17 protein-coding genes and 1 pseudogene are annotated in these 25,101 nt (G+C 53.8%); 17 read left to right on the top strand and 1 reads right to left on the bottom strand.

What is annotated here, in order from left to right; translation table 11 throughout:
• Window positions 1-190: 190 nt before the first annotated feature.
• The 5 genes and pseudogenes from BMX45_RS32025 to BMX45_RS27870 form a co-directional block, all read left to right on the top strand.
• Window positions 191-331, top strand: a pseudogene (locus BMX45_RS32025) (sugar ABC transporter permease); the annotation flags it as partial.
• An 11-nt stretch (window positions 332-342) separates the two neighbouring features.
• Complete coding sequence (locus BMX45_RS32020; protein WP_254778320.1) at window positions 343-558, top strand: ABC transporter permease family protein; 216 nt, start codon at window positions 343-345, stop codon at window positions 556-558.
• A 37-nt stretch (window positions 559-595) separates the two neighbouring features.
• On the top strand, window positions 596-2,464 hold the full coding sequence (locus BMX45_RS27880) for a beta-L-arabinofuranosidase domain-containing protein (RefSeq protein ID WP_090913690.1): 1,869 nt from the start codon (window positions 596-598) through the stop codon (window positions 2,462-2,464).
• A 195-nt stretch (window positions 2,465-2,659) separates the two neighbouring features.
• Window positions 2,660-4,546, top strand: coding sequence for a family 43 glycosylhydrolase (locus BMX45_RS27875; RefSeq protein WP_254778318.1), 1,887 nt, complete (start codon window positions 2,660-2,662; stop codon window positions 4,544-4,546).
• A gap of 352 nt (window positions 4,547-4,898) precedes the next feature.
• The gene (locus BMX45_RS27870) at window positions 4,899-6,290 is read left to right on the top strand and encodes an ABC transporter substrate-binding protein (RefSeq protein WP_090913688.1); all 1,392 of its coding nucleotides are present in this window, start codon (window positions 4,899-4,901) and stop codon (window positions 6,288-6,290) included.
• Between the two features lie 97 nt (window positions 6,291-6,387).
• Here the strand turns inward: BMX45_RS27870 and BMX45_RS27865 are convergent, their stop codons facing one another.
• The gene (locus BMX45_RS27865) at window positions 6,388-7,170 is read right to left on the bottom strand and encodes an AraC family transcriptional regulator (protein WP_090913686.1); all 783 of its coding nucleotides are present in this window, start codon (window positions 7,168-7,170) and stop codon (window positions 6,388-6,390) included.
• 133 nt (window positions 7,171-7,303) lie between these two features.
• On the opposite strand from BMX45_RS27865, the gene BMX45_RS27860 reads away from it, so the two are divergent.
• From BMX45_RS27860 to BMX45_RS27805, 12 genes are all read left to right on the top strand, one after another.
• On the top strand, window positions 7,304-8,128 hold the full coding sequence (locus BMX45_RS27860; protein WP_090913684.1) for a sugar phosphate isomerase/epimerase family protein: 825 nt from the start codon (window positions 7,304-7,306) through the stop codon (window positions 8,126-8,128).
• 70 nt (window positions 8,129-8,198) lie between these two features.
• Entirely contained in the window at window positions 8,199-9,479 is a 1,281-nt protein-coding gene (locus BMX45_RS27855; protein ID WP_254778317.1) for a glucuronoarabinoxylan endo-1,4-beta-xylanase XynC, read from the top strand.
• Between the two features lie 346 nt (window positions 9,480-9,825).
• A complete protein-coding gene (locus BMX45_RS27850) occupies window positions 9,826-12,141 on the top strand; it encodes a helix-turn-helix domain-containing protein (protein WP_090913682.1) in 2,316 nt (771 codons plus the stop codon).
• Between the two features lie 270 nt (window positions 12,142-12,411).
• Window positions 12,412-13,386, top strand: a complete 975-nt coding sequence (locus BMX45_RS27845) for an ABC transporter permease (protein ID WP_175495225.1) — start codon at window positions 12,412-12,414, stop codon at window positions 13,384-13,386.
• Between the two features lie 23 nt (window positions 13,387-13,409).
• A complete protein-coding gene (locus tag BMX45_RS27840; RefSeq protein WP_090913680.1) occupies window positions 13,410-14,336 on the top strand; it encodes a carbohydrate ABC transporter permease in 927 nt (308 codons plus the stop codon).
• Window positions 14,337-14,389: 53 nt separating this feature from the next.
• Entirely contained in the window at window positions 14,390-16,048 is a 1,659-nt protein-coding gene (locus BMX45_RS27835; RefSeq protein WP_090913866.1) for an ABC transporter substrate-binding protein, read from the top strand.
• 32 nt (window positions 16,049-16,080) lie between these two features.
• Window positions 16,081-18,465, top strand: a complete 2,385-nt coding sequence (locus tag BMX45_RS27830) for a glycoside hydrolase family 95 protein (RefSeq protein WP_090913678.1) — start codon at window positions 16,081-16,083, stop codon at window positions 18,463-18,465.
• A 200-nt stretch (window positions 18,466-18,665) separates the two neighbouring features.
• On the top strand, window positions 18,666-19,505 hold the full coding sequence (locus BMX45_RS27825; RefSeq protein WP_090913676.1) for an amidohydrolase family protein: 840 nt from the start codon (window positions 18,666-18,668) through the stop codon (window positions 19,503-19,505).
• A gap of 18 nt (window positions 19,506-19,523) precedes the next feature.
• Window positions 19,524-20,486 carry an aldo/keto reductase gene (locus BMX45_RS27820; protein ID WP_090913674.1) on the top strand — a complete coding sequence of 321 codons (963 nt, stop codon included), beginning with the start codon at window positions 19,524-19,526 and terminating at the stop codon, window positions 20,484-20,486.
• Complete coding sequence (locus BMX45_RS27815; protein WP_090913672.1) at window positions 20,486-21,505, top strand: zinc-binding alcohol dehydrogenase family protein; 1,020 nt, start codon at window positions 20,486-20,488, stop codon at window positions 21,503-21,505. The genes BMX45_RS27820 and BMX45_RS27815 overlap by 1 nt, the downstream gene beginning before the upstream one ends.
• Window positions 21,506-21,537: 32 nt before the next feature.
• Complete coding sequence (locus tag BMX45_RS27810) at window positions 21,538-23,811, top strand: glycoside hydrolase family 95 protein (protein ID WP_090913670.1); 2,274 nt, start codon at window positions 21,538-21,540, stop codon at window positions 23,809-23,811.
• Between the two features lie 249 nt (window positions 23,812-24,060).
• On the top strand, window positions 24,061-24,945 hold the full coding sequence (locus tag BMX45_RS27805; RefSeq protein WP_175495228.1) for a sugar phosphate isomerase/epimerase family protein: 885 nt from the start codon (window positions 24,061-24,063) through the stop codon (window positions 24,943-24,945).
• The last annotated feature ends 156 nt before the right edge of the window (window positions 24,946-25,101 follow it).

The following is a 25,101-nucleotide window of genomic DNA, read 5'->3' as shown; positions in this document are numbered from 1 at the left end:
GATGCTCCACCAATCCACGCTGATTTGATCCGTCTGCTGTCCGCTTTGCGTAACAGCTGGAGCGATGGGAAAGTTAGAGGGCTGCTGTCACGCTTATCCCGTTTCCCGGTTGGAAAATGGTGGTCGAATCCAGCAGTTATTTGCTCTTGATTTTGCCAGCCTGGTTCGGTGGCGGAGCGTTTAACATTTTATTAATAAGGCAGTTCATAGAACGATCCCCAATTCACTTGACGAAGCAGCTCTTGTTGACGGAGAAGGTTATTTTTACATTTTCACGCATGTTATTTTTCCTTTATCCAAATCGGCCGTCATTGTGGTTGCGCTGTTTCAGTTTCTGGGTGTGTGGAACGATTTTTTGGGCCCGCTTGTTTACATCACAACAAGGAATCTAAGTTCACGCTGGCGCTTGGCCTGCAGCAATTTATTGGCTATTACACAGCTCAATGGGAGTTGTTGATGGCGGCGGCCACGATGGTTCTCGTTCCGCCTATTATGCTGTTTATGTTAGGACAAAAGGACTTTATTAAAGGCATTGCGGTATCCGGGCTGAAAGATTAAAAGCTCGTTCTGCCAACATATCGAAGGGAGGAACTCAATGAAAGCATTGAGAGGCAAACAGGTCATTTTGAAAGAGCAAGAACTGATTCGCAGGGAAAGAGCGAACAGAAGCTATCTGATGAAGCTGGACAGCGGTCATCTGTTGTTTAATTATCATTTGGAGGCCGGAAGATTTCATGGGAGAACGATTCCCGAAGGTGCGCACGGCGGTTGGGAAACGCCGGTCTGCCAATTGCGCGGCCATTTTCTTGGTCATTGGTTGTCTGGTGCGGCGTTGCATTATGAAGAAAGCGGCGACATCGAATTAAAGGCCAAACTGGATGCTATTGTGCATGAGTTGCATGAATGCCAACGCGATAACGGCGGTCAGTGGGTCGGTCCGATTCCCGAAAAATATCTGCACTGGATTGCAAGCGGAAAAAGCATCTGGGCGCCCCAATACAATTTGCACAAAATATTAATGGGGTTGGTCGATGCCTGGCAATATGCCGGTAATCGGCAGGCCCTGGATATCGTGGATCGGTTCGCGGACTGGTTTGTCGAATGGAGCGGCACATTCACAAGAGAGCAATTCGACGATATTCTCGATGTGGAGACAGGCGGAATGCTTGAGGTTTGGGCCGATCTGTTGCACATAACCGGAGCGGACAAATATCGTGTGCTGTTAGACCGGTATTATCGCAGTCGGCTGTTTCAACCCTTGCTGGAGGGCAAGGATCCGCTTACGAATATGCATGCTAACACTACGATACCGGAAGTGCTCGGCTGTGCGAGAGCTTATGAGGTTACCGGAGATGACAGGTGGCTGTCCATCGTCCAAGCGTATTGGAATTGCGCTGTAACGGAAAGGGGAAGCCTTGCGACAGGCGGTCAAACCGCTGGAGAGGTCTGGATGCCGAAGATGAAGATGAAGGCCCGCCTAGGTGACAAAAATCAGGAGCATTGTACTGTCTATAACATGATCCGACTAGCAGATTTCTTATTTCGTCAATCTGGCGACCCTACCTACGCGCAATATATCGAGTACAATCTATACAATGGCATTATGGCGCAAGCCTATTATCAGGAATATGGTTTGACTGGTAGTCAAAATAACTATCCTAGAACCGGCCTGCTGACCTATTTCCTCCCCATGAAGGCCGGTCTGCGCAAGGAGTGGAGCACGGAAACCGACAGCTTCTTCTGCTGCCACGGCACGATGGTTCAGGCGAATGCGGCCTGGAACATGGGAATTTATTATCAGGACGGGGATATCGTCTATATCAATCAATATTTCGATTCCGAGTTGGACACAAGTATCGCTGGAACCCTCATACGGATCGTACAGACGCAGGACAAAATGAGCGGGAGCCTCCTATCTTCGTCTAACACGGCCGGGTACCAAGCTATTAATGATACAGCGTCGATAAATGAAAATATACCTACTTTTCGCAAATACGATTTCATTGTATCTGCTGCTGCACCGACAACATTCACGCTCCGCTTCCGCATACCTGAGTGGATCATGGCGGGAGCATCCGTGTACGTCAATGACGTTCTGCAGGGGACGACTCTGGACAGCGAGAACTTCTATGACATTCACAGAGCATGGAAGGAAGGCGATACCGTCTCGATTATGCTGCCAATCGGCATTCGGTTTGTTCCGCTACCGGACGACGAACGAACAGGTGCCTTCCGATACGGGCCAGAAGTGTTGGCAGGCTTGTGCGAATCAGAACGGCAGCTCTATATGAAGGATGAGGATATTGCGTCCGCTATCGAGAACGAAAATGAACGTGAATGGGGGAGTTGGCGGTATTTCTTCAAGACAGTCAACCAGGAACCTGCCATCACGTTCAAACGAATTCGGGATATCGGGTACGAACCTTATCAAATTTACTTCAAAGTAACGCGTACAAAATTATAGTGAAGAGAGAAAATAAAATATTCTGTGTGTCCAGCCGATCAACATCCATTCCTGCGATAGATCTAGGCTGAGGACTAGTACGATCAAACAGGCGGATACTGAGATCGGTAAAATTGGCATTTCCGTAATGAAGATTTGAGAGATGTAAGCTGTCGGAGGTCTCATATAACGTTCCTGTTCGGGGGGACGATCGGAGTGAATATTCATTACTCGAAGCCGGGTGCAAAGCTGGAAGAGATTATTCTTGAAAAGCCTTATCCGTTAGGAGGGAAGGAGCAGCGTATGGTAAATGAAATTCACAGCGTTCTCTGCTATACGAGAGAACCACTTGAACCGGAAATCTATTCCCCGAAGCTTGCATATAGCATGCATCTCGCTTACACCGATGACGGGATGAGTTATCGGGAGCTTAATCACAACTCGGGGGTGCTGTTCGCTAAAGCCGCCGAGCTCTCAAACGCCACGCTGTCCGCCAAGAGTTTGAAGAATCCGTACCTGTTCCACATGGCTGACGGAAACTTTGGCGTACTGGCCATTCAGACGGAAGCGGACGGTTCTCCCGATCAGCAGAGCAAGGGCTCGGTGCTTTTGTTCACTTCCCCGGACTTGCTGCAGTATCGGGAGCTCGGTCTGTTGAACCTAACGAACGGGCTTCATGTACAAGATATCATGTGCGAATATGAACATGCTTCACGAAGGTATATCCTTCGTTGGCGTGAAGAAGACGGTAGGTATTATCAAAGGGAAATGGCGGACGTGACATGCCCGGACGACGCTGCCAAGCCGAAGCCGTGCGAAGCTTTCACGCTAAGCCCGAGACGCGTCGACATTGAAGGAGCAGTGCCCCGCAATGCGATTCGTGTATCGCGAGGCGTGGCTCAGAGGCTGATTCATAAGCTTACGGTACCGGTTCATGTGCGTAATGAACTGCCGGAGCGTGTGGCCGTTACGTCCAAAGAACAGTTACAAGCCGTTAAAGTGACGGCGATATACAGTGATGGCACAACCGCGATCAAGCCGATTGAGTGGGATGCGTCCGAGATCGATTGGAGCCGTCCCGGAACTTATCGCATTTCTGGAAGCATTCGGCAGGATCGCTATACGTTTCCGATGGCGATGAACCGTGCCGACCCTTGCATTGCGCAGTGGGACGGAAGGTATTATTTTGTCGCGACCAATGATGTCGACGGCAACCATACGATATCGATCCGGGAGGCGGATTCCATATTCGGTCTGGTCTTGGCAGAAGAAACCAAAATCCTGGATACAGGCATGCATGATCATCTGAAGCGATTTCTGTGGGCGCCTGAGCTTCATGGCATCGGCGGCGATCTGTATATTTTTCTTGCCGGCAGCAGCGGCGAATTCAAAGACATTCAATCGCATGTTATGCGGTTAAAGAATGGCGGCAATCCGAGAATGGCTGCGGATTGGGGGACCCCGATCCGGGCCGTCAGGCATGACGGAAGCCCGCTGTTTCAAGCCGGCATAACGCTGGACATGACCGTATTAGAGCGGAAAGGCCGTTTATATGTGCTCTGGGCGCAAAGGGAATTGGTACCGCATGACCTGGGCTCGTGGATCTATATCGCCGAGGCGGATCTGAGGGAACCGTGGAGACTGATATCGGAGCCTGTCCTGCTGTCCAAGCCCGATTACGGCTGGGCGAACAATCAAACGTTCGTGGAGGAAGGGCCCTTTGCACTCATGACAGACCGGAAGATCTTCGTTACGATATCCGGTGCTCTGGTCGATGCCACGTATTGCGTCGGCATGCTCAGCGTCAATTCTGACGCTGATTTGCTTGACCCGAACCCATGGACGAAGCGAAATTACCCGCTGCTAACCTCCAGAAGCGTGCCGGGCGAATACGGGCCAGGACACAATTCTTATATGAAGGACGAGGAAGGAACGATCTGGAGCGTATATCACGCTCGTCCAGGCATCGGCCAACCCCGCTGCTCGGGTCTCCGTCGCGTGCATTTCGACGTTGACGGTGAACCGATGCTGGGCTTGACGGAAGAGAAGGACCTGAATCCAGCGCTTGCGTCCGTATACCTGGATGTGCAGGTGGAAGGCTGACGGAACAACAACTTTTCTGGGTTTGTGCGAATTGTTGAACATGAAGAACAAAAGAAGCGCCGTGTTCCCGTGTGCGGGTACGCAGCGCTTCTTTTGCGTTTTGACGACGTGAACCCGAGGTTAATCCTTTGCCAATGATGGATTCAGATTGGGCACACCGTCTAGCCGACGCTCATGCGCTTTCCACTTTCCGGCCCTTTACGTTACCCAGAGCATCAACACGTTTAGAACTTACAAATCATGTTTAGTTTCTCTCTGGTCCGTTAACGCAAGCAGTTATATGATCTTGGTAGCTACAAAATGTAAGCGCTGCAACATGAATGCAGCCATGACCAAGGGAGGGGAATAACGCATGTGGATGCGAAAGATCAGCCTGCTGTTCTGCAGTCTGATTCTGGTGTTCATGATGGCATGCAGCAGCGGTTCGGGCGGTGATCTGAAGTCGAGCGAACCCGGCATAGCGAATGAGGCCGTCAACGAGCCTGCAGTGAAAGACGAGGAACCGGCAGTCGAACCAAGCGGCCAGGAAGACATATCCGGTACGCCGGAAATGGATTTTGATATGGGCGGCAGCACCATCAAATGGGTGTCCTGGTATGACGAGTCCATTCAGGAAGACAACCCTGACAACATTAATCGGAAACGAAATTTGGAAGAGTTAATGGAAAAGCATAATTTTAAAATGGAATACGTAACCGTGGATTTCGGCGAGTATCAGGACAAGGTGACAGCTTCGCTGGTAGCGGGCGAACCGATCGGCGATATCATCCGGGTTGCAAGGCCATGGATGATTCCGACACTGGTCAATCAAGGTTTGTTCGCGCCAGTGGATGAATACACCAAGAATGAGAAGGTATTCATACAGCAGTACACGAACGAGTACTCCCAATACGAAGGAAGAGGCTACGGATTTCGGACCGGCATCAACGGCGCATCATCCGGCATTTTCTATAATCGCACGCTAATGAATCAATTGGGCATAAAGCCATTGCAGGAATACGTCAACGAAGACAACTGGAACTGGGACACGTTCATTCAAGTCGCGAAAGAAGCGAACAAAGATTCAAATAACGACGGCAAGTTGGATATTTGGGGGCTTGCAACCGCTTCCCTGCTGGTTCCTGCCATGGCTTCGAACGAGGCGAATCTGGTCATTCTCGATCAGCAAGGACTCGAGGATCCAAAAACCTTGGAAGTATTGAACTTCTTATCGCGACTTGCAACCGAGGCGGTTGGCAGGCCTACGGAAGGAGGGGACTGGACTGAGGCGGGCCAATTTTTCCGCCAAGGCAACACATTGATGCTTGCGGGCAGCGACTATGAAATGGAGAACTTCAAGCAGGACATGCCGGATTACGATATCGGCTTTCTTCCATTCCCGAAAGGGCCAAGCGCCACAGGGTATCATTCGCATAATACGATCCCGAACTATCTGACGATACCAAGCGCGGTAGAACACCCCGAACGCCTGGTTTACATTTACGAGAAAATCAACGATATCGACTCAATCTACGATTATCCGAAACAATCCACGCTAGAAACACTATTCAGCAATGAGGACGATATTCAAAATGCCAAGATGGCCGGTGAGAGCATTAAAGTAATCGATACCGACAACGGATATCCATCGATGCCTTATTACGAGTTTATCGGGGAAATCATGGAAGGCATCCCGGTATCAACGGTTGTCGAGAAGTACAAATCGCCGTTCCAGGCTGCGATTGATGCGATTTGGAAAAAGTGAGCAGAGACCGTCAAGCATAAAACAGCTGCCCTCGCATCCTCTTTCGATTAGGAGGGCGGCTTCAGGTAAAGCCATTCGTGTTGGAAATCGATTTCGATTAATTCCACTTAATGGCAGAGGGAGGATAGCCTTTCGATTCCTTGAACACTTTGCTGAAATAGGAAAGGTCATAAAAACCGCAGCATTCCGCGGCTTCCGTAACAGTACAATTGCCGGTCGCCAGCATGATTTCAGCATTATTTACGCGAACGCGCTGCAGGTATTCCTTGTAGGTCGAACCGGTGTTCAGCTTGAATAGTTTTCCAAGGTAGACGGGGTGGAGATTGAGCTGCTCGGCAAAATCGTTTAACGTCAAGTCTTCCGCATAGTGCTCTTCGATGAATGTGGTCAGTTTCTTGATCCGGGGATCCATCAGCATCGTCGTTTGGCGATGCATGCAGCGGAGCAGCCGATGGAGAATGAGTTCGAACAATGCGCGCGCATGGATCATATAAAACGGTTGTTTATTCATCCACACTTGGTTGAACTCCCGGATGTAGGCAAGAATCTCCTTGGTGATCAATTTCTTTGTGACCACGCCAAACGGAAGCTGAATATGATTATGCGGCTCGGCCCAGAAAAAATTGAACGGATAAGCATGCATGGGCGACTCCTTACATGTATGGGCTTCTCGTACGCTTCCTCCGGGAACGTATACCAGGTCGCCTGCTTCGACTGCAAATTTTTTGCCGTTAATGTAGTAGTTTGCCCGGCCTTCAACAACGAACGTCAAATCATGAAATCCGATTCGGGACTTCTGAATTTTCCAATCCGGATAACATCTGCGGTCTACGAACAGAAAGATATTCGGTACGAGATAAGGGTGATATTCAAGCTCCAAGCGAAGATCGCCTCCTTTTAAAAAAATTGTAACGTCCTAATGAACTTTTACAACCTGTGATTGGATTGTAATTTTACCATGGAATCGCCGCATGCGATTATCGAAATTATCAGCTAAGAAAGGGAATGGTCGAATGATCACGTTAACCGGGTTTGCGGATGAGATCTCCCCGGATTTGGAGGAACAGCTGGATGTCCTTGAATCCGAAAGCATCCGTTATCTTGAGCTTCGAGGCGTATGGGGGAAAAACGTGCTGCAGTTGACGGAAGAGGAGTTGTCTGGCATAAAAGAACGATTATCGCAGCGGGGGGTCGGAGTCTCCTCAATCGGATCGCCGATCGGGAAAATCCAAATCACCGACGACTTTGAACCTCATCTCGAACATGCCAAGTATGCCGTTCGTTTGGCTAAGTATTTCCAGGCGCCATATGTCCGCGTGTTTTCCTTTTACATTCCCTACGGAGACCATGAGAAGTATCGGCCAGAGGTAATACGGCGCATGCTTCGGCTCGCTCAGTTGGCAGAGCAGGAAGGCATTGTACTGCTTCATGAAAACGAAAGCCATATTTACGGAGACACCGGCGAGCGATGCTTGGAGTTGCTTCAATCAGTTTCGTCCCCCCATTTGCGGGCGGCATTCGATCCAGCGAATTTCGTGCAGTGTGGCGTGAAACCCGTAGGCGAGGCCTACCCATTGTTCGGCGACTATACGGCGTATATCCATGTCAAAGACGCCATGATGGGGAAGGGGATGGTCGTGCCCGCAGGCGATGGAGACGGCGAGCTGCGTCTGCTCCTTCAAGAGCTTAGCCGCAGGCGGTATTCCGGCTTTCTGTCTTTGGAGCCGCATCTGCGGGCCGCCGGAAGGTTCGAGGGATTCACCAATCCCCAACTATTCGTCGAGGCTTCCAAAGCGATAAAGCGATTGCTAGCTGAGGAAGGGATGGAGTGGAATTGAAAGGCCGGATATGAATTCACCCCGAGTACATCCTGACACGAATCCAAAAAAAATTGGGAGGAGCAGTCTCATGAATCGTTTCTTGATTTCACGTTATAAGAAAGCCATAAGTGCATATTTGGCCCTTGTCCTTGCGTTGTCCCTTTTGCCGGCACCTGGCGATGTTGCCGCAGCCAGCGACGCCGTTGTGAATGTATCGTCGGAGAAACAAGTGATACGCGGTTTCGGGGGCATCAACCACCCGGCATGGATCGGAGATTTGACGGCAATACAGAGGGAAACCGCATTCGGAAACGGAAACAGCCAGTTAGGATTCTCGATATTAAGAATCTACGTGCACGAAGACCGAAATCAGTGGTACCGTGAACTGAATACGGCCAAACGAGCGATTGCCCTTGGAGCTATCGTATTCGCTTCGCCATGGAATCCGCCCGCCGACATGGTCGAGACCTTCAACCGCAACGGCGATACGTCGGCCAAGCGACTTCGTTACGACAAGTATGCCGCGTATGCCCAGCATCTTAACGATTTCGTAACCTACATGAGAAACAATGGCGTGAATCTCTACGCGATTTCCGTCCAGAACGAGCCCGATTATGCGCATGACTGGACGTGGTGGACGCCGCAGGAAATGCTTCGCTTTATGAAAGAAAATGCCGGATCGATCAACAGCAGAGTGATCGCACCGGAATCGTTCCAATATCTGAAAAATATGTCGGACCCGATTCTAAATGATCCCCAGGCGCTTGCCAATATGGATATTCTTGGCGCTCATCTGTACGGAACCCAAGTTAGCAATTTCGCGTATCCACTATTCAAACAAAAAGGAGCGGGAAAAGACCTCTGGATGACCGAGGTGTACTACCCGAACAGCGACAACAACTCGGCAGATCACTGGCCCGAAGCCCTGGATGTGTCCTACCATATCCACAACGCGATGGTTGAAGGAGAATTTCAAGCTTATGTATGGTGGTATATCCGGAGATCATATGGTCCGATGAAAGAGGACGGCACGATCAGCAAACGCGGCTACAATATGGCTCATTTCTCCAAATTTGTCCGTCCCGGCTATATCAGGGTGGATGCTTCGAAAAATCCAGAAACGAACGTTTACGTATCGGCCTATAAAGGTGACAACAAAATCGTTATCGTTGCCATAAACCGGAGCAGCTTCGGGGTCAATCAGAACTTTGTCCTTCAGAATGGATCCGTTTCGCAGGTATCCCGATGGATCACGAGCAGCAGCAGCAATCTTCAACCCGGAACGTCTCTCAATGTAACAGGGAGCAATTTCTGGGCTCATCTTCCCGCGCAAAGCGTAACGACTTTTGTCGGTGAACTCGGACGGTAACACATTGTCTACGGTACTGTTAACAAAGCGTATGATAAGGGCTGTCTTCAAGTCACAAGGGTGACTTGGAAGGGCAGCTCTTTGTTCTTGGCTGGTAATCAGTAAGGAAATCTACGAAGTGCCTACACATAGCTCGCAGTGGTTCCTGCCAAACCTCTTTAATGTTTATATTAACTCCGAATGATCATATTGCCTCGTAAAGGATTTTGCGTCCTTTCGCTCCTAGCCTGCCATATCGTATAAAATTGTACTCCGAGGAAGGAATTGTACCTTTTTCTTGCGAACAGTCAAGTGTATCATCGAATTGCTTCATATTTGAAAACGCTTTCTATTGAGGAGGGTACGTATGCAGCGTTTATGGTCCAAGTTCTCCCCGGTGTTCCGCAGATTTCTGATTTCCTACCTGATTGTGCTGTTAATCCCCCAAATCGCAGGTTATGCATCGTACAGGGCTTCGATTGAAGTAGCAAAATCAAGCTCGATCGAAAACAGTCTGAGTTCATTGAATCTGGGAAAAGAGATCATCGAGCGGCATCTGGTGGAGGTGGAGGCATTCACGAAGCAGCTTGCGATTAATCAGGATTTATATCGTCTGATCGCCGATCCCAAGCCGCTCGACAGCAACAACGTTTACGGTTTGGGACGCATGCAGCGCAGCTTGTCCATGTACAGCAGTACGAACGACTACCTGTCCAATTTCTTCATCTACATACGCAATTACAATGCCATTATTACGCCGAACACCGTCTATTATCGGCCCGAGCATTATTACGCGGCGAATCGGCTTGAAGGGTGGACGTTCGAAGAGTGGGAGGAGGCCGTATTGAAGAAACCGCATCTAAACGAGATGATTCCGCTTAAGAAATATAGGCGGGAAATCCGCGATACGGTGTTCGTCGAGACGCCGGCCATCACGTTTCTGCAGTCGATTCCGCTCAACAGCTTCAACAATCCGCAGGCAATGATCGGCGTCCTGATCGATGAGGATCATATGGGCAGCCTGCTGCAAAATATCGTAGACCAATACGGCGGCTGGGCACTGGTTGCGGACCGGGAAGGCAGCCTGATCTTATCCAGGGGAATCGGCGAAAGCGAAGCCAGGAACTATATCGAGACCACGGGAGGCGAGAACGGCGAAGTCAGCCCGACGGGAGACGGCCGGCTGTTGATTTCCATCCGGTCCGACCTGAACGGGTGGACCTATATGGCCGGAATCCCCGAGCAGGCGCTGATGACGAAGGCCGACAGAATCCAGCAGGTGACGATCACGTTTACGCTGGCTGCGCTGGTCATCGGCTTGTTGATCGGACTGCTGCTCGCGTACCGGCACAGTGCTCCTATCCATTCGCTCTTGTCCGCGTTTCGCGAGTTAAATCACACTTCCAGGGAGAAGATCGGCAACGAGTATGATTTCCTGGCCGGCAACATAGCGGCTCTGATCGCAAACAACAAATTGCTGGAGTCCTCGCTGAACGATCAGCTCCCGCTGCTTCGGGATGCGTTTATCAAACGGCTGCTGACAGGCGATTTCTATACGCTGCGCGAGCTCGAGGCGGTCTCTGGTCAAACGGGCGTCCCGCTCTTCGGCGAGCACGGCCGCGCAGGCATTCTAAAGGTCGCCGGATACGGCAGCGCCGACAGCGAGGAAATCATTCAGGAACTCAGTGTTGCCCGTCTGATCGTCCGGCATGCGTTGAGCCGGCTGGATCCTGATGTGCTGGTTACGGACTGGGGTTCGGACCAGATCGCTTTCGTGCATCCGCTGGTCGGAGAGCCGCTGGACGATTTACATCGTCGCCTGGAAGCCGGTTTGCTCGAACTGGTCGATACCGTATATCGGCAGCATCGATTGTCGATCACGATCGGGCTGGGTTCGGTGTTCGACGCGTGGAATGACGTAGCTGACTCGTTCAACGAAGCGCAGCAAGCGTTGGAATATGCCGTCTACACTCGAGCAGCCGGCATCACCCGATTCGAGGATGCGATGAAAGCAACGGAGCTGTACTATTATCCGATTGAATCCGAACAGCGTATGCTCAATACGCTAAAGGCGGGTGAACTGGAGGAAACAAGCCGCCTTCTTGACCAGCTGTTCAGCCGTAACTTTGAAGAGAGGGAGCTGTCGTACGATATGACGCAGCAGTTTGTGACGGAGCTTAAGGGAACCTTTTTGAAGCTGGCCGAACAAAAAATATTCCACGACGAGTCGTTGACCGACCATATTAAGGAACAGATCGCTGCCGTTTCGACGACGGACGGGGTCGATCAGCTCAGGGGCAGATTCGGGAAGCTCATTCATGATATCTGCATGGACGCCCGGAAGAAAAAATGCGATATGCATGCCGAGACCGTGGGTGAGATCATCCGCTACATCCATGAGCGATATTCCGACGCGGAGCTGACACTGTATCGGATCGCAGAGCATATCGGCAAGCCCGAAAAGTATATCTCCCAATTGTTCAAGGAACATACGGGGAAGAATCCTTCGGACTACGTTGAGCTGGTGAGGATTGGCAAGGCGGCCGACCTGCTGCAGGAAAATCTGTTGACAATTGACGAGATCGCCGTGCAGGTGGGGTATAACAGCGCCCATTCATTTCGGAGGGCCTTCAAGCGGGTTCGCGGCGTGTCGCCAAGCACGTTTCGGCACATGGCCGATTAAGGAGACAGCGATTCCGCCGTCTGATACGGAAGGGGAGGTCAGCTCTTGCTCTGACGAACCGATCGAACGTATCGACTGACGTTTTTTTAAAGAATTCGCCAAGTGAAAAAACGAGGAAAATCAAGGCTTGGAAGCCATCCATTTCCGAAATTGTACGGTGAGGGAGCAAGTGTGTCTTTACGACGCCGAGCGTGCAATTTTATGATTACGCACAAGAAAGCGCTGCCAAGTCTTCCTTGATTCAACGGCAGCAACCACATCGAAGGAGGGATGGAACTGAGTACCCTATTTTCCAAGTCCAAAACGGTCAGAGCTCCGAACGGCAAACGCTCGGAAATCGGAAGAGCCGCCTACCGAAGCTTCCGAAGACATTGGCAGCTGTATCTGCTGGTCATTCCGCCGGTCTTGTACTTCATCATCTTCAAGTACTTGCCCATGGCAAACGCCGTGCTTGCTTTCAAGAACTATAACGTGGTGAAAGGGATTTGGGGGAGCCCATGGGTCGGCACGCAGTATTTCGAGATGTTTTTCCGCAATCCGGCATTCGCGACATTGATCAAAAACACGCTGTACATCTCGTTCTATCAATTGATCGTCGGGTTTCCCATCCCCATCCTGCTGGCGTTGGCCTTGAACGAGGTGAAGAGCGCACGCTTCAAAAAAACCGTGCAGATGGTCACCTATGCGCCATATTTCATCTCCACGGTGGTCATGGTGTCCATCATCATGCTGTTCTTGTCCCCACGCCTCGGGATCGTGAATACGATCGCGGGTGCGCTTGGCTTCGAAGCGATCAATTATCTTGGAGAGCCGGGCATGTTCCGTACGATTTACGTGCTGTCCGACGTATGGCAAACGATGGGCTATTCCGCCGTAATTTATCTTGCTGCGCTGGCGGGAGTGGACCCGTCATTATACGAAGCGGCCAAGGTGGACGGCGCCAATCGGTTCCAGAAGATTCTGAACGTCGATCTCCCCGGCATTCTGCCGGCCGCGGTCATCATTCTTATTCTCAGCGTAGGCAACATCATGGCGCTCGGCTTCGAGAAAATGTACTTATTGCAAAATCCGCTGAATTTGTCCACGTCGGAAATCATCTCCACGTATGTGTACAAAATCGGGTTGCTGAACGCGAACTACAGTTTCGCCACGGCGGTCGGACTATTCAATTCCTTGATCAATCTGGTGCTGCTCCTGGTTGTCAATGCCATTGCCAAGCGGGCTTCCAATACCAGTCTCTGGTAAATTTCGCGAAAGGGGGGAGTGACATGAACTCATTGCAAACCCATCAAGGAAGCCGGCGGAGCACGAGGATCAAGATCAAGGAGTCGCTGGGGGACCGCATCTTTCTAGCCGTGACCTACATCATACTGACTTTGGTATTAATCGCCGTGCTGTATCCGCTGATTTACATCGTAAGTTCTTCCTTGAGCAGTCCAAGCGCCGTCTCCGCGGGCAAGGTATGGCTATGGCCGGTCGACGTGACGCTGGCAGGGTATGAGGCGGTGTTCCGGAACAGCCAGGTGCTGACCGGTTATGCCAATTCGCTGTTTTATACCGTTGCCGGCACGTTCATCAGCGTATCCTTGACTATCATGGTCGCATACCCGCTGTCAAAAAAGTCGTTCTTCGGCCGCACGCCGCTTATGATTTTCATTACATTCACCATGCTGTTCTCCGGCGGCTTGATCCCGACCTATCTGGTCGTCAAATCGATGGGCATGATCGATACCCGCTGGGCGCTGCTCATTCCGAATGCCGTTTGGGTATGGCAGGTCATTATTGCCAGAACCTTCTTCCAGACCTCGATCCCGGATGAGCTTTCCGAGGCGGCAGACATCGACGGGTGCAGCGACATCCGCTACATTTTCAGCGTCGTTCTTCCGCTTGCCAAACCGATTATCGCCGTGCTCTCGCTTATGTACGCGGTGGGGCAGTGGAACGCTTACTTCGATGCCTTGATCTACTTGAAATCACAATCGCTCTATCCGCTCCAGCTCATTCTCCGCAGCATTCTCATCCTGGGCAGCGGAACGGGCAATATGGACGCCGGGGAGATGGTGAAGCAGCAGCAAATGGCCGAGCTGATGAAATACTCGCTCATTGTGGTGGCAAGCCTCCCGGTGCTGGTGATCTATCCGTTCGTGCAGCGCTATTTCGTGCAGGGCATGCTCATTGGCTCCGTGAAGGGCTGATCGTGGGCAGAGCCCGTTATGTTGCATTACCAATTCATGAGGGGGAGATTGATTTGAGAAAAACAGCAACTCGTCTGCTTGTTCTCATACTGATGCTTAGTTTCGTGCTTGCCGGATGCTCCGGCGGAAATGACAACCCGGGAAGCGCAGGGAAGGAAGTCGGCATGCCGGATTCCGGCGAGAAGGTAACGATCAACGTATTTGCCCATCAAGGATCGGATATGGATCTGAAAACGAACAAATTTACGAAAAAAATGGAAGAGCAATTCGGCATCAAATTCAATTGGACAACCGTTCCGTTTGACGGCGCGGCCGAAAAACGGCAAATCTCGCTAGCGTCCGGCGACTATCCGGACTTGTATATGCTTATTCCTTGGGTAGACCGTTTCTCGCAGACGGACTTATTGAAGTTCGGACAGCAGGGGGTGATCATCCCGCTGAACGACCTGATCGATGAGCATGCTCCGCACATAAAGGAAGTGCTGGAGAACAACGAATATTATAAAGCGATGAACACCGCGCCGGACGGCAACATTTACGGATTGACCGGCTTAAACGAATGCTTCCACTGCTCCTACCCGAATAAAATGTGGATCAATACGAAGTGGCTTGATCAGCTCGGACTTGAGCAGCCGACGACGCCGGAAGAATTCAAAGCGGTTCTCCAGGCCTTCAAGACACAGGATCCGAACGGCAACGGCAAGGCGGACGAAGTGCCGCTCAGCGGATCCGTCGAAAATTTCGGCGTTCACGTAATTCCGTACCTCATGAATGGCTTTATATACAACGACGACAGAACGTATCTCATCATGAAGGAGGGCCAGGTAGACACCGCCGCGAACAAACCGGAATGGAAGGAAGCGCTGGCCTACATCAAATCGCTTTATGATGGGGGGCTCATTGACCCGGGAGCCTTTACGCAAAATGCAGGCGCGTACAAAAAAATCGGGGATAACGCGGACGCACAGCTGTTGGGCGCCGGGGCCGGCATGCATCCCGCCTTGTTCCTGACAACGGGAGAAGACGCGCCGTACAGCAAGGACTATAACCCGCTTCCGCCTTTGCAAGGACCGCATGCCGATTATGCAACATTCAACTATCCGATCGATCCGGGCGCATCCTTCGTCCTGACGAATAAAGCGAGCAAAGAAGCCCAAATCGCCGCCATTCAGATGCTGGACTATTTCTACACGCAAGAAGGCGCGATGCTTTCCTACCTCGGTGAAGAAGGCACAAGCTGGCGCAAGCCGCAGGATGGAGAAATCGCGCTGAACGATAAAGTGGAGCCGCTTTATAAAGCGATCCCGCTTGAATCCGGGGAACAGCCCCGCAATGACAATTGGGGAGCATTAACCCAATATAACCATCACCGGGCATACCGCGATGCCGAGGTTCAGGGCACGGATATTTACGCCGATGACGGTTACGAACGCCGCCTGTACGAGGCAACACTATTGATGGAAGGCAAGGAGCCGCAAGATATCTTCCCGCACTGGGCGCTATGGGTCGACCCGCTGGTTGCCGACGAAGCCAGCATGATGCAGACGAACATCAAGGACTATATTGACCAGAACGCCTTGCTGTTCATCACCGGTGCCAAGAGCCTGGATAAGGATTGGGATGATTACGTGAAAGGGCTGGAGGGTCTGAACATGCCGCGTTATATTGAAATCATGCAGGCTGCCTACGATTCATCGACAATATCGAAATAAATCGTTGAGTACCCGGGAGGAATGAACAACCTATGAAACTACAGTATGACAAGCCTGCCCGAGCTTGGACGGAGGCGCTGCCGCTGGGGAACGGCAGGCTTGGCGCGATGGTGTTCGGCGGCGTGGAGCGGGAACGCATTCAACTCAATGAGGACACGCTGTGGTCCGGATATCCGCGCGATGGAAACAATCAGGAAGCGAAGGCGTTGCTTGCGGTCGTTCGGGAGCTGATTCGCGAAGAGAACTATGAGGAAGCAGACCGGGTGTCGAAGCGTATGCTGGGGGCTTACAGCCAATCCTACATGCCGCTGGGAGATCTGCACATTGTGATGGAGCATGGCAATTTGCCTGGCCAGCATTCCTACAAGCGGGAACTCGATATTGCAAAGGCCGTATCCAAGGTTTCCTACTCGGTCGGGGAAACGGTCTACCATCGGGAGGCGTTTGCCTCCCATCCGGATCAAGTGCTTGTCGTCCGCCTTACGACAAGCCGGCCCGGGGCGCTCAGCTGCCATGCGAAGCTCGACAGCCCTCTTCGCCATACCGTATTCGCAGAGGAAGGGGAATACGTGATGAGGGGAATGGCGCCGGAGCAAGTTTGGCCTAATTATTATTCCAGCAGTCGCCCGATCGTGTACGGCACGGCAGGCAAGTCGGAAGCCATGCGATTCGAAGGAAGGCTTGCTGTTCGTGCGGAAGGAGGCTCGGTGTTGGCCGATACGTCCGGGATCCATATTGTTGGCGCCACGGCCGCAACGTTGTTTTTCAGTGCCGCGACATCTTTTGTCGGTTTTGACAAGCCGCCGGGGAGCCAGGGGAAAGATCCGGATACGGCTTGCAAAGCCCCGCTTGCGCGAATCGCCGAACGTGATTACATTTCCATTCGGAACGCCCATACGGCTGATCACGGCAGCTTCTTCGACCGAATCGAGCTGTCGCTAGGCGAGAGCGCATCCGGCGACTGGCCGACCGACAGGAGGATTGCCGAGCTGGGCGGACGGGATCCGGAACTTGTCGAACTGCTGTTCCAGTACGGCCGGTATTTGCTCATTGCCAGTTCGCGCCCCGGCACACAGCCGGCAAACCTGCAGGGGATCTGGAACGAGGAGACCCGTCCGCCCTGGAGCAGCAATTATACGCTCAATATCAATACGGAAATGAATTATTGGCCAGCCGAGACAACCAACCTGGCCGAGCTTCACGAGCCGCTTCTGACCTTCATCGGCAATCTTGCCAAGAATGGGAGCAAGACGGCAAAGGTTCACTACGGCACAAGAGGGTGGACGGCGCATCATAATTCGGATATCTGGGCATTGTCCAACCCGGTCGGCGATTTTGGCCACGGCGATCCCGTCTGGGCAATGTGGCCAATGGGCGGCGTATGGCTATGTCAGCATCTATGGGAGCATTACGCTTTCGGACGCAATGAACGATTTTTGCGCAATCAAGCCTACCCGATCATGAAGGAAGCCGCCCTGTTCTGCCTCGATTGGCTGCATAATGATGGGAGCGGGCGGTTGATCACCTCCCCGTCCACCTCGCCGGAGCACAAGTTTGAAACGGCGAATCGCGTATTCGCCGGCGTGGGCGCAGCATCGACGATGGATCTGTCCTTGATCTGGGATCTGTTCACCAACCTGATCGAAGCTTCCGAAGCGTTGTCTGTGGATGAGGATTTCCGCCGGGAGCTGGCCGCCGCACGAGGGCGCTTGTTTCCGCTGCAGATCGGCTCGGAAGGTCAACTGCTTGAATGGTCGAAGGATTTTGTGGAGGAGGACCGGCATCATCGCCATGCCTCCCAGATGTTCGGCATTTACCCTGGACGGCAGTTGACCGAAGGAAAGACGCCGGAGCTGTTCACGGCTGCCCGGCGGTCGCTTGAGCGCAGGGGAGACGAAGGAACGGGTTGGAGCCTAGGCTGGAAAATTTCGCTCTGGGCCCGATTCGGCGAGGGCGACCGGGCGCTCGGGCTCATTCGCAATCTGATGAATCTCGTTCGGGATGACGAATTGGAGAACTATTTCCGCGGAGGGGTATATCCGAACTTGTTCGACGCGCATCCACCCTTTCAAATCGACGGCAATTTCGCTGTCACGGCCGGCATCGCCGAGATGCTGCTCCAGTCGCATCAAGGCTTCCTGCAGCTGCTGCCCGCGCTGCCGGGCGATTGGCCGAAAGGCCGCGTAAAGGGCTTGCGCGCCCGCGGTGCTTTTGAGGTCAGCATGCGATGGGACGATGGGAAGCTCACGGAAGCCCAAGTCGTCTCGCATGGAGGCAATGCCCTTGTATTGAAGGCCCCTCATGCACCGAGTGTAACATTGTTGCCGGCTGGCATCCTCGTCGAGATTCAGTCCGGAAGGGAAGATGTCTATACGATCCCGACAGAACGAGGGGCGACTTACGGTATCTCCTATTGAGATCTATGGCTGGGTTTTCAGCCCCTGGTCCGCTGCCTGACGGATTTAACCATAGGCCGACAAGCTCGCGCTGCGGGCTTGTCGTTTCGTGATTGTTGATCCGGAGGCTAGACATCAAAAAAAGGTACAAATATGCGGGATTCGGCAATTTCTATTCTGTTATCGGATGTTACAATAAGGTGGAATGGAGGTGGTGTTCGATGCGCATTGACGCCCATCAGCATTTTTGGAAAATCGAACGCAATGATTACGGATGGATTACGCCCGAAATTCCGGTGCTTTATCGCGACTATTTGCCTTCCGATCTCAAACCGCATTTGCAGAGACACGGCATGGGCCATACGATTCTGGTCCAGGCGGCGCCGACGATCGAGGAAACCGAATTCATTCTGAAATTAAGCGAAACGGCCGATTTCGTCGCCGGCGTGGTCGGCTGGCTGGATCTGGAGAACCCTGCGTTTAAGGAACAGTTCCTCCGCATTAACAGGCATCCGAAATTCATCGGGTTTCGCGTCATGATCCAGGATATGGCGGATCCGAACGCCGTTTTATCGTCCGCCTATATAGAAGCGCTTTCATATTTTGCGGAACAAGACGTGCCGGTCGATTTGCTGGTGCTGGCGGACCAACTGCCGCAGCTGGTTCAATTGCTGGAGCGGGTGCCGCGGCTTCGAGGCGTTGTTGACCATTTGGCGAAGCCGCCGATCGCATCTGGAGTCATGGAACCCTGGAGAAGCCATATGGCGGAAATCGCCCAATACCCGAACATCTTCTGCAAGCTTTCGGGGATGGTAACGGAGGCCGACCGTCAGGGCTGGAACAAGGACGATTTCCTTGCATACGTCCATGAAACGCTGGACCTGTTCGGTCCCGAAAGGGTGATGTTTGGCAGCGATTGGCCCGTCTGCCTTCTGGCAGCCACCTATGAAGAAGTCGTTGACGTCTTGCGGCATGCGCTTCAGGATCGGCTGACGCCGGAAGCGATTGAAGCCGTTTTCGGCGCCAACGCCGCCAAATTTTATAAATTGAATGAACATTAACAATGGAGGAACCAGGCGATGAAATACAGAAAGTTGGGGAACACGGGGCTGGACGTATCGGCGTTAAGCTTTGGAGCGTCTTCGCTGGGCGGCGTATTCCGGAACGTTCGGAAGGAAGAAGGGATCCGTACGGTTCATGCCGCCGTTGACATGGGCATCAATCTGATCGACGTTTCGCCCTATTACGGCTTGACGAAAGCGGAAACGGTGCTGGGCGAGGCGCTGGGGACGATTCCGCGGGACCGGTATATGTTGTGCACGAAAGCGGGGCGTTACGGACAGGACGAGTTCAATTTCTCGAAGGAGCGGGTGATCCGGAGCGCGGAAGAAAGCATGCGGCGTCTGGGGACGGATTATCTCGACATTTTGCTGCTGCACGACATCGAATTCGGTTCGCCGGGGCAGGTGGTGGAGGAAGGGATCCCGGCGCTTGAGGAGTTGAAGTCATCAGGGAAGATCCGCTTCTTCGGCGTATCCGCCTTGCCGCTTCATGTCTTTGAGGCGGTGTTGTCCCATACCGCTCCGGATGTCGTCTTATCGTACTGCCACTATTCCCTGAACGATACATCGCTGCTTCGGATCCTGCCGGCGCTTGAGCGGAACGGAACCGGACTGATCAACGCGTCGCCGCTGTCCATGGGGCTGCTGAGCAACCGCGGCGTGCCGGATTGGCATCCCGCCGGCGAGGACATCAAGGCAGCCTGCCGGCGCGCGGCCGAACATTGCCGGAGCCGGGGCGCGGATATCGCGAAGCTCGCGGTCCAGTTCTCGACGGCCGATGAGCGGATTCCGACGACGCTGGTCAGCACGGCGAATCCTGCTAATATCCAGAGCAACGTGTTGTGGACCGAAGAACCGATGGACGAACAGCTGCTGCGCGAAGTGCTGGAGATTCTGAAGCCGATCGACGGCGCAACGTGGCCGAGCGGGCGTCCCGAGTGGGGCGGGGAACCGGCCTTGCAGCGCGAGGAGCGATCCTGATGAAGGGCATCATCTGCGAGGATATTGGGCGGTTCGTCGTTCGGGAGGATCTGCCGGAACCGTACATGCGGGAGGGCGAAGCGATCGTAAGGGTTCGGCGCATCGGTATTTGCGGGACCGACCTGCATGCGTACCGGGGCAATCAGCCTTATTTTACGTACCCGCGCGTGCTCGGCCACGAGCTTTCCGGGACGATCGAGCAGATTGGCGACAACCGGGAGGGGCTTCAGGCGGGAGATCCGGTCAGCGTGATTCCGTACCTCTATTGCGGTAATTGCCGGGCTTGCCGCCGCGGCAAAACGAACTGCTGCCAGGACATGAGGGTGCTCGGCGTCCATGTGGACGGCGGCATGCGGGAGCGGATTGCCGTACCGATCCGAAATCTCATCAAGACGGATGGGCTGACGCTCGATCAGGCGGCGATGCTGGAGCCGCTGGCCATCGGCGCGCATGCCGTCCGGCGTTCAGGGATGGGCGCCGGCGAACAGGTGCTGGTCATCGGTGCCGGACCGATCGGGCTGGGCGTCATGGCGATGGCACGCTACGCCGGCGCGCAGGTGATTGCGATGGACGTGAACGAGGAGCGGCTAGCATTTTGCAAATCCCGGGCTGCAGCCGAGCATACGGTAAGCGCGCTCCGGGAGCCGAAGGAACGGCTGGCCGAGCTGACGGACGGCAGCTTTCCGGCATGCGTGATCGACGCTACAGGCAGCGCCTCGTCGATGGAAAGCGCCTTTGGGCTCGTCGGCCACGGCGGTTCCTTGACGTTTGTCGGGTTGGTAAAAAGCACGATCACCTTTAACGATCCCGATTTTCACGCGCGGGAAATGACGGTGCAGGGCAGCCGTAATGCGACGCGGGAGGACTTCGAGCGGGTCATTGCGGCCATAACCGACGGCTGCATTGACATCGGCGATTACATTACCCACCGCAGCTCGCTCGAGGACATGATCGACAGGTTCGACAGCTGGCTCTTGCCGGAATCGAAGGTGATCAAGGCGTTGGTGGAGCTGCACTAGTTCAAATAGCGATAGCGGATTGGAGGAGAAGCATGACAAGTTGGAATGGCATGGAACGGAAGCATCGCTTGTGGTATAGGAAACCGGCGGCCGAATGGAACGAGGCGCTGCCGATCGGAAACGGCCGGCTGGGCGCGATGATCTTCGGCGGCACGGCCGAGGAGAAGCTGCAGCTTAACGAGGATTCGGTATGGTACGGCGGCCCGCGCGATCGCAACAATGAAGATGCGCTGCCCCATTTGCCCGAGATCCGCAAGCTGATTATGGAAGGCAGGCTGCGGGAAGCGGAGGAGCTGGCGGCGATGACGATGGCGGGGCTGCCCGAAGCGCAGCGGCACTATGTGCCGCTCGGCGATCTGCTGCTGTCGTTCGGCCAGTATGGCCAGCCTGCCGAGGATTACGTGCGGGAGCTTGATTTGGAGCGCGGCGTATCCCGGGTTAGCTACCGGATCGGCGAGATCAGATATACGCGCGAGCTGTTTGCCAGTTATCCGGATCAGGCGATCGTCATCCGCATCACCGCCGACAAGCAGGAGGGGGTCACGTTCAAAGCCCGGTTCAACCGCCGGAACTGGAGGTACGTGGAGAAGACGGACAAATGGGAGGCAAGCGGGCTGGTCATGCGCGGGGATTGCGGCGGCGAAGGAGGCAGCTCCTTCAGCGCCGTCTTGAAGGCGGTCCCGGAAGGCGGCGTCTGCCGCACGCTTGGCGAGTATTTGCTGGTGGACGGCGCAAGCTCGGTCACATTGCTGCTTGCCGCCGGAACGACGTTCCGGCATCCCGACCCGGAGCTTGACGGCAAACGGCGGCTGGAGGAGCTGAGCCGAGTTCCGTATGCCGAGCTGTTAGCCCGGCATGTCGCCGATTACCGCGAGCTGTACGGACGGGTCGAACTGAAGCTGCCCGAGAATCCGGACAAAGCCGCGCTCCCGACCGACGAACGGTTGAAGCGGTTCCAACAGGGCGAGGAAGACCACGGCCTGATCGCGACTTATTTTCAATTCGGGCGCTACCTGCTCATTGCCTCAAGCCGGCCGGGCTCTTTGCCCGCGAATCTTCAGGGCATCTGGAACGACAGCTTTACCCCGCCGTGGGACAGCAAATTCACAATTAATATCAATGCGCAGATGAATTATTGGCATGCGGAAAACTGCAATTTGGCCGAATGCCACGAGCCGTTGTTCGAGCTGATCGAACGGATGCGGGAGCCCGGGCGGGTTACGGCCGGCGTCATGTACGGCTGCCGGGGCTTCACCTCACATCACAATACGGACATTTGGGCGGATACGGCCCCGCAGGATACATACCTTCCGGCTTCCTTCTGGCCGATGGGCGCCGCCTGGCTGTGCCTGCATCTGTGGGAGCATTACCGGTTCGGTCAGGACCGATATTTTCTGGCGCGGGCATACGAGACGATGAAGGAGGCGGCGTTGTTCCTGCTCGATTATTTGATCGAGGACGGCGAAGGGCGGCTCGTGACTTGCCCTTCCGTATCCCCGGAGAACCGGTACAAGCTGCCAAACGGCGAGACAGGGGTGCTGTGCGCCGGGGCCACGATGGATTTTCAGATCATCGAAGCGCTGTTTAATGCCTGCATGCAGAGTGCGGAAATTATCGGGCGGGATGAGGCGTTCCGCGAGGAGCTCAAGGACGCGCTGAAGCGGCTGCCCCAACCGCAAATCGGCAAATACGGCCAAATTCAGGAGTGGATGGAAGATTACGAAGAGGTAGAGCCGGGGCACCGCCACATCTCCCATCTCTTTGCCCTTTACCCTGGCGAAAGCTTTAGCGTGGAGCGCACTCCGGAGCTGGCCGAGGCCGCCAAGACGACATTGGAACGCAGGCTGGCCAGCGGCGGGGGGCACACCGGCTGGAGCCGGGCGTGGATCATTAACTTCTGGGCGCGCCTGCAGGACGGAGCCAAAGCTTACGACAACGTGAAAGCGCTCTTGGATCACTCCACGCTGCCTAACCTGTTCGACGACCATCCGCCGTTTCAGATCGACGGCAATTTCGGCGGCACGGCGGGGATTGCCGAGATGTTGCTGCAAAGCCATGACGGTGCGATCCGGCTTCTGCCCGCTTTGCCCGACGTCTGGAGCGACGGAAGCGTTAAGGGGCTGCGGGCCCGGGGCGGTTATACTGTCGACTTCGTCTGGGCGCAGGGACGGGTTACGGAAGCCGTCGTAACCTGCAGTGTTTCCGGCCCATGCCGGTTGGAAGCCCCCGGTTTCGATCCCGTATCGTTTGCGGGCGAGGCCGGACGTTCCTATACGTTCGGCAAAAAGGCGGTTTTAGATCGTTAAGCGCGAGGGACTTCCTCGAGACCGTTCCATGACGCAAATGGGTGCAGCTATTGGGTGCAACGATCCAATGCAACGAACCAATTATTATGCCCACGTTCCGGATTGGCTGGGGGAGTCAAGTCCGATAAACTCCCGCAAAATTCAACTAGTATAGCACAAGATACGACGAGAAAAGGCGTGAGAATCCGGCTATACTAAAGTTGCTTAGGCATACCAAACGTCAAAATGGGAGTGGTAATCAACATGACGATGAATTCATTGCGCATCGGGACGCTGGTCGGCGGCGGGGACGCTGTCCGCATCATCCCCCAGATTGCGCCGCACGGTTTCGAATCGTTCAGCCTTACCTTCTGGCAGACGACGGGCGCAACCGATCTTGCGGAGACGGCCAAGCGGGTTCGCGAGCTGCAAGCTGAACACGGTTTCATCGTGTCGACGCTCGGGATCTTTGGAAATCCGCTGACTGGAACAGGCGATAATGCAGATACTTTGGCAAGCTGGGAGCGTCTGATCGATCAAGCCCATCTGTTCGGCACCGATATCGTATCCGGATTTACTGGACGGCTGACGGGCGAATCCATTGATGCATCGATCCCGCAATATGCGAAGGTGTTCGGCGAGCTGTCCAAAAGGGCGGCGGATCAAGGCGTCCGCATTGCGTTCGAGAACTGCGATATGGGCGGAACATGGGCGACGGGGGATTGGAATATCGCCCATAACCCGACGGCGTGGGAGATGATGTTCAACGCCATCCCGTCGGACCATATCGGCCTGCAGTGGGAGCCCTGCCATCAGATGGTGTCTTTGATCGATCCGATTACGCAGCTGCGGAAATGGGTGGATAAAGTATTCCACGTCCATGGCAAGGATGCGACGATCGCTTGGGATATCGTGAGGGAATACGGCATTCACGGGCCGAAGCCTTACGTATGGCACCGTACGCCGGGATTCGGCGACACCGACTGGACCGATATCATTACGATTTTGCGCCAGGCGGATTATCAGGGCACGATTGATATCGAGGGATGGCATGATCCCGTCTATAACGGGGAGCTGGAGATGACCGGACAGGTGCATGCGCTCCATTACTTGAAACGGTGCCGCGGCGGAGATTTCGTGCCGAATCCAGTGTGATTTCTACTACTTTAACCTTTGTCGGGTGACAAAAACATAGTAACATTAGAAGCCGCTGATTTGATATTATCCCCTTTAAGTAGACAGTGTGTAAAAAGCGCATTAACGTCTACTTGGAGGGGATTTTTTTCATGGGCGAAATACGTAAGACATATG

Source organism: Paenibacillus sp. cl141a (assembly GCF_900109305.1).
In the GTDB taxonomy this organism is placed as follows: domain Bacteria; phylum Bacillota; class Bacilli; order Paenibacillales; family Paenibacillaceae; genus Paenibacillus_AQ; species Paenibacillus_AQ lautus_A.
This window is presented reverse-complemented; position numbering and strand designations above follow the sequence as displayed.

Coding starts and splice junctions, on each gene's coding strand:
- BMX45_RS27880 (WP_090913690.1), top strand. CDS start 596: ATGAAAGCATTGAGAGGCAAACAGGTCATTTTGAAAGAGCAAGAACTG.
- BMX45_RS27870 (WP_090913688.1), top strand. CDS start 4,899: ATGTGGATGCGAAAGATCAGCCTGCTGTTCTGCAGTCTGATTCTGGTG.
- BMX45_RS27860 (WP_090913684.1), top strand. CDS start 7,304: ATGATCACGTTAACCGGGTTTGCGGATGAGATCTCCCCGGATTTGGAG.
- BMX45_RS27855 (WP_254778317.1), top strand. CDS start 8,199: ATGAATCGTTTCTTGATTTCACGTTATAAGAAAGCCATAAGTGCATAT.
- BMX45_RS27850 (WP_090913682.1), top strand. CDS start 9,826: ATGCAGCGTTTATGGTCCAAGTTCTCCCCGGTGTTCCGCAGATTTCTG.
- BMX45_RS27845 (WP_175495225.1), top strand. CDS start 12,412: ATGGAACTGAGTACCCTATTTTCCAAGTCCAAAACGGTCAGAGCTCCG.
- BMX45_RS27840 (WP_090913680.1), top strand. CDS start 13,410: ATGAACTCATTGCAAACCCATCAAGGAAGCCGGCGGAGCACGAGGATC.
- BMX45_RS27830 (WP_090913678.1), top strand. CDS start 16,081: ATGAAACTACAGTATGACAAGCCTGCCCGAGCTTGGACGGAGGCGCTG.
- BMX45_RS27825 (WP_090913676.1), top strand. CDS start 18,666: ATGCGCATTGACGCCCATCAGCATTTTTGGAAAATCGAACGCAATGAT.
- BMX45_RS27820 (WP_090913674.1), top strand. CDS start 19,524: ATGAAATACAGAAAGTTGGGGAACACGGGGCTGGACGTATCGGCGTTA.
- BMX45_RS27815 (WP_090913672.1), top strand. CDS start 20,486: ATGAAGGGCATCATCTGCGAGGATATTGGGCGGTTCGTCGTTCGGGAG.
- BMX45_RS27810 (WP_090913670.1), top strand. CDS start 21,538: ATGACAAGTTGGAATGGCATGGAACGGAAGCATCGCTTGTGGTATAGG.
- BMX45_RS27805 (WP_175495228.1), top strand. CDS start 24,061: ATGAATTCATTGCGCATCGGGACGCTGGTCGGCGGCGGGGACGCTGTC.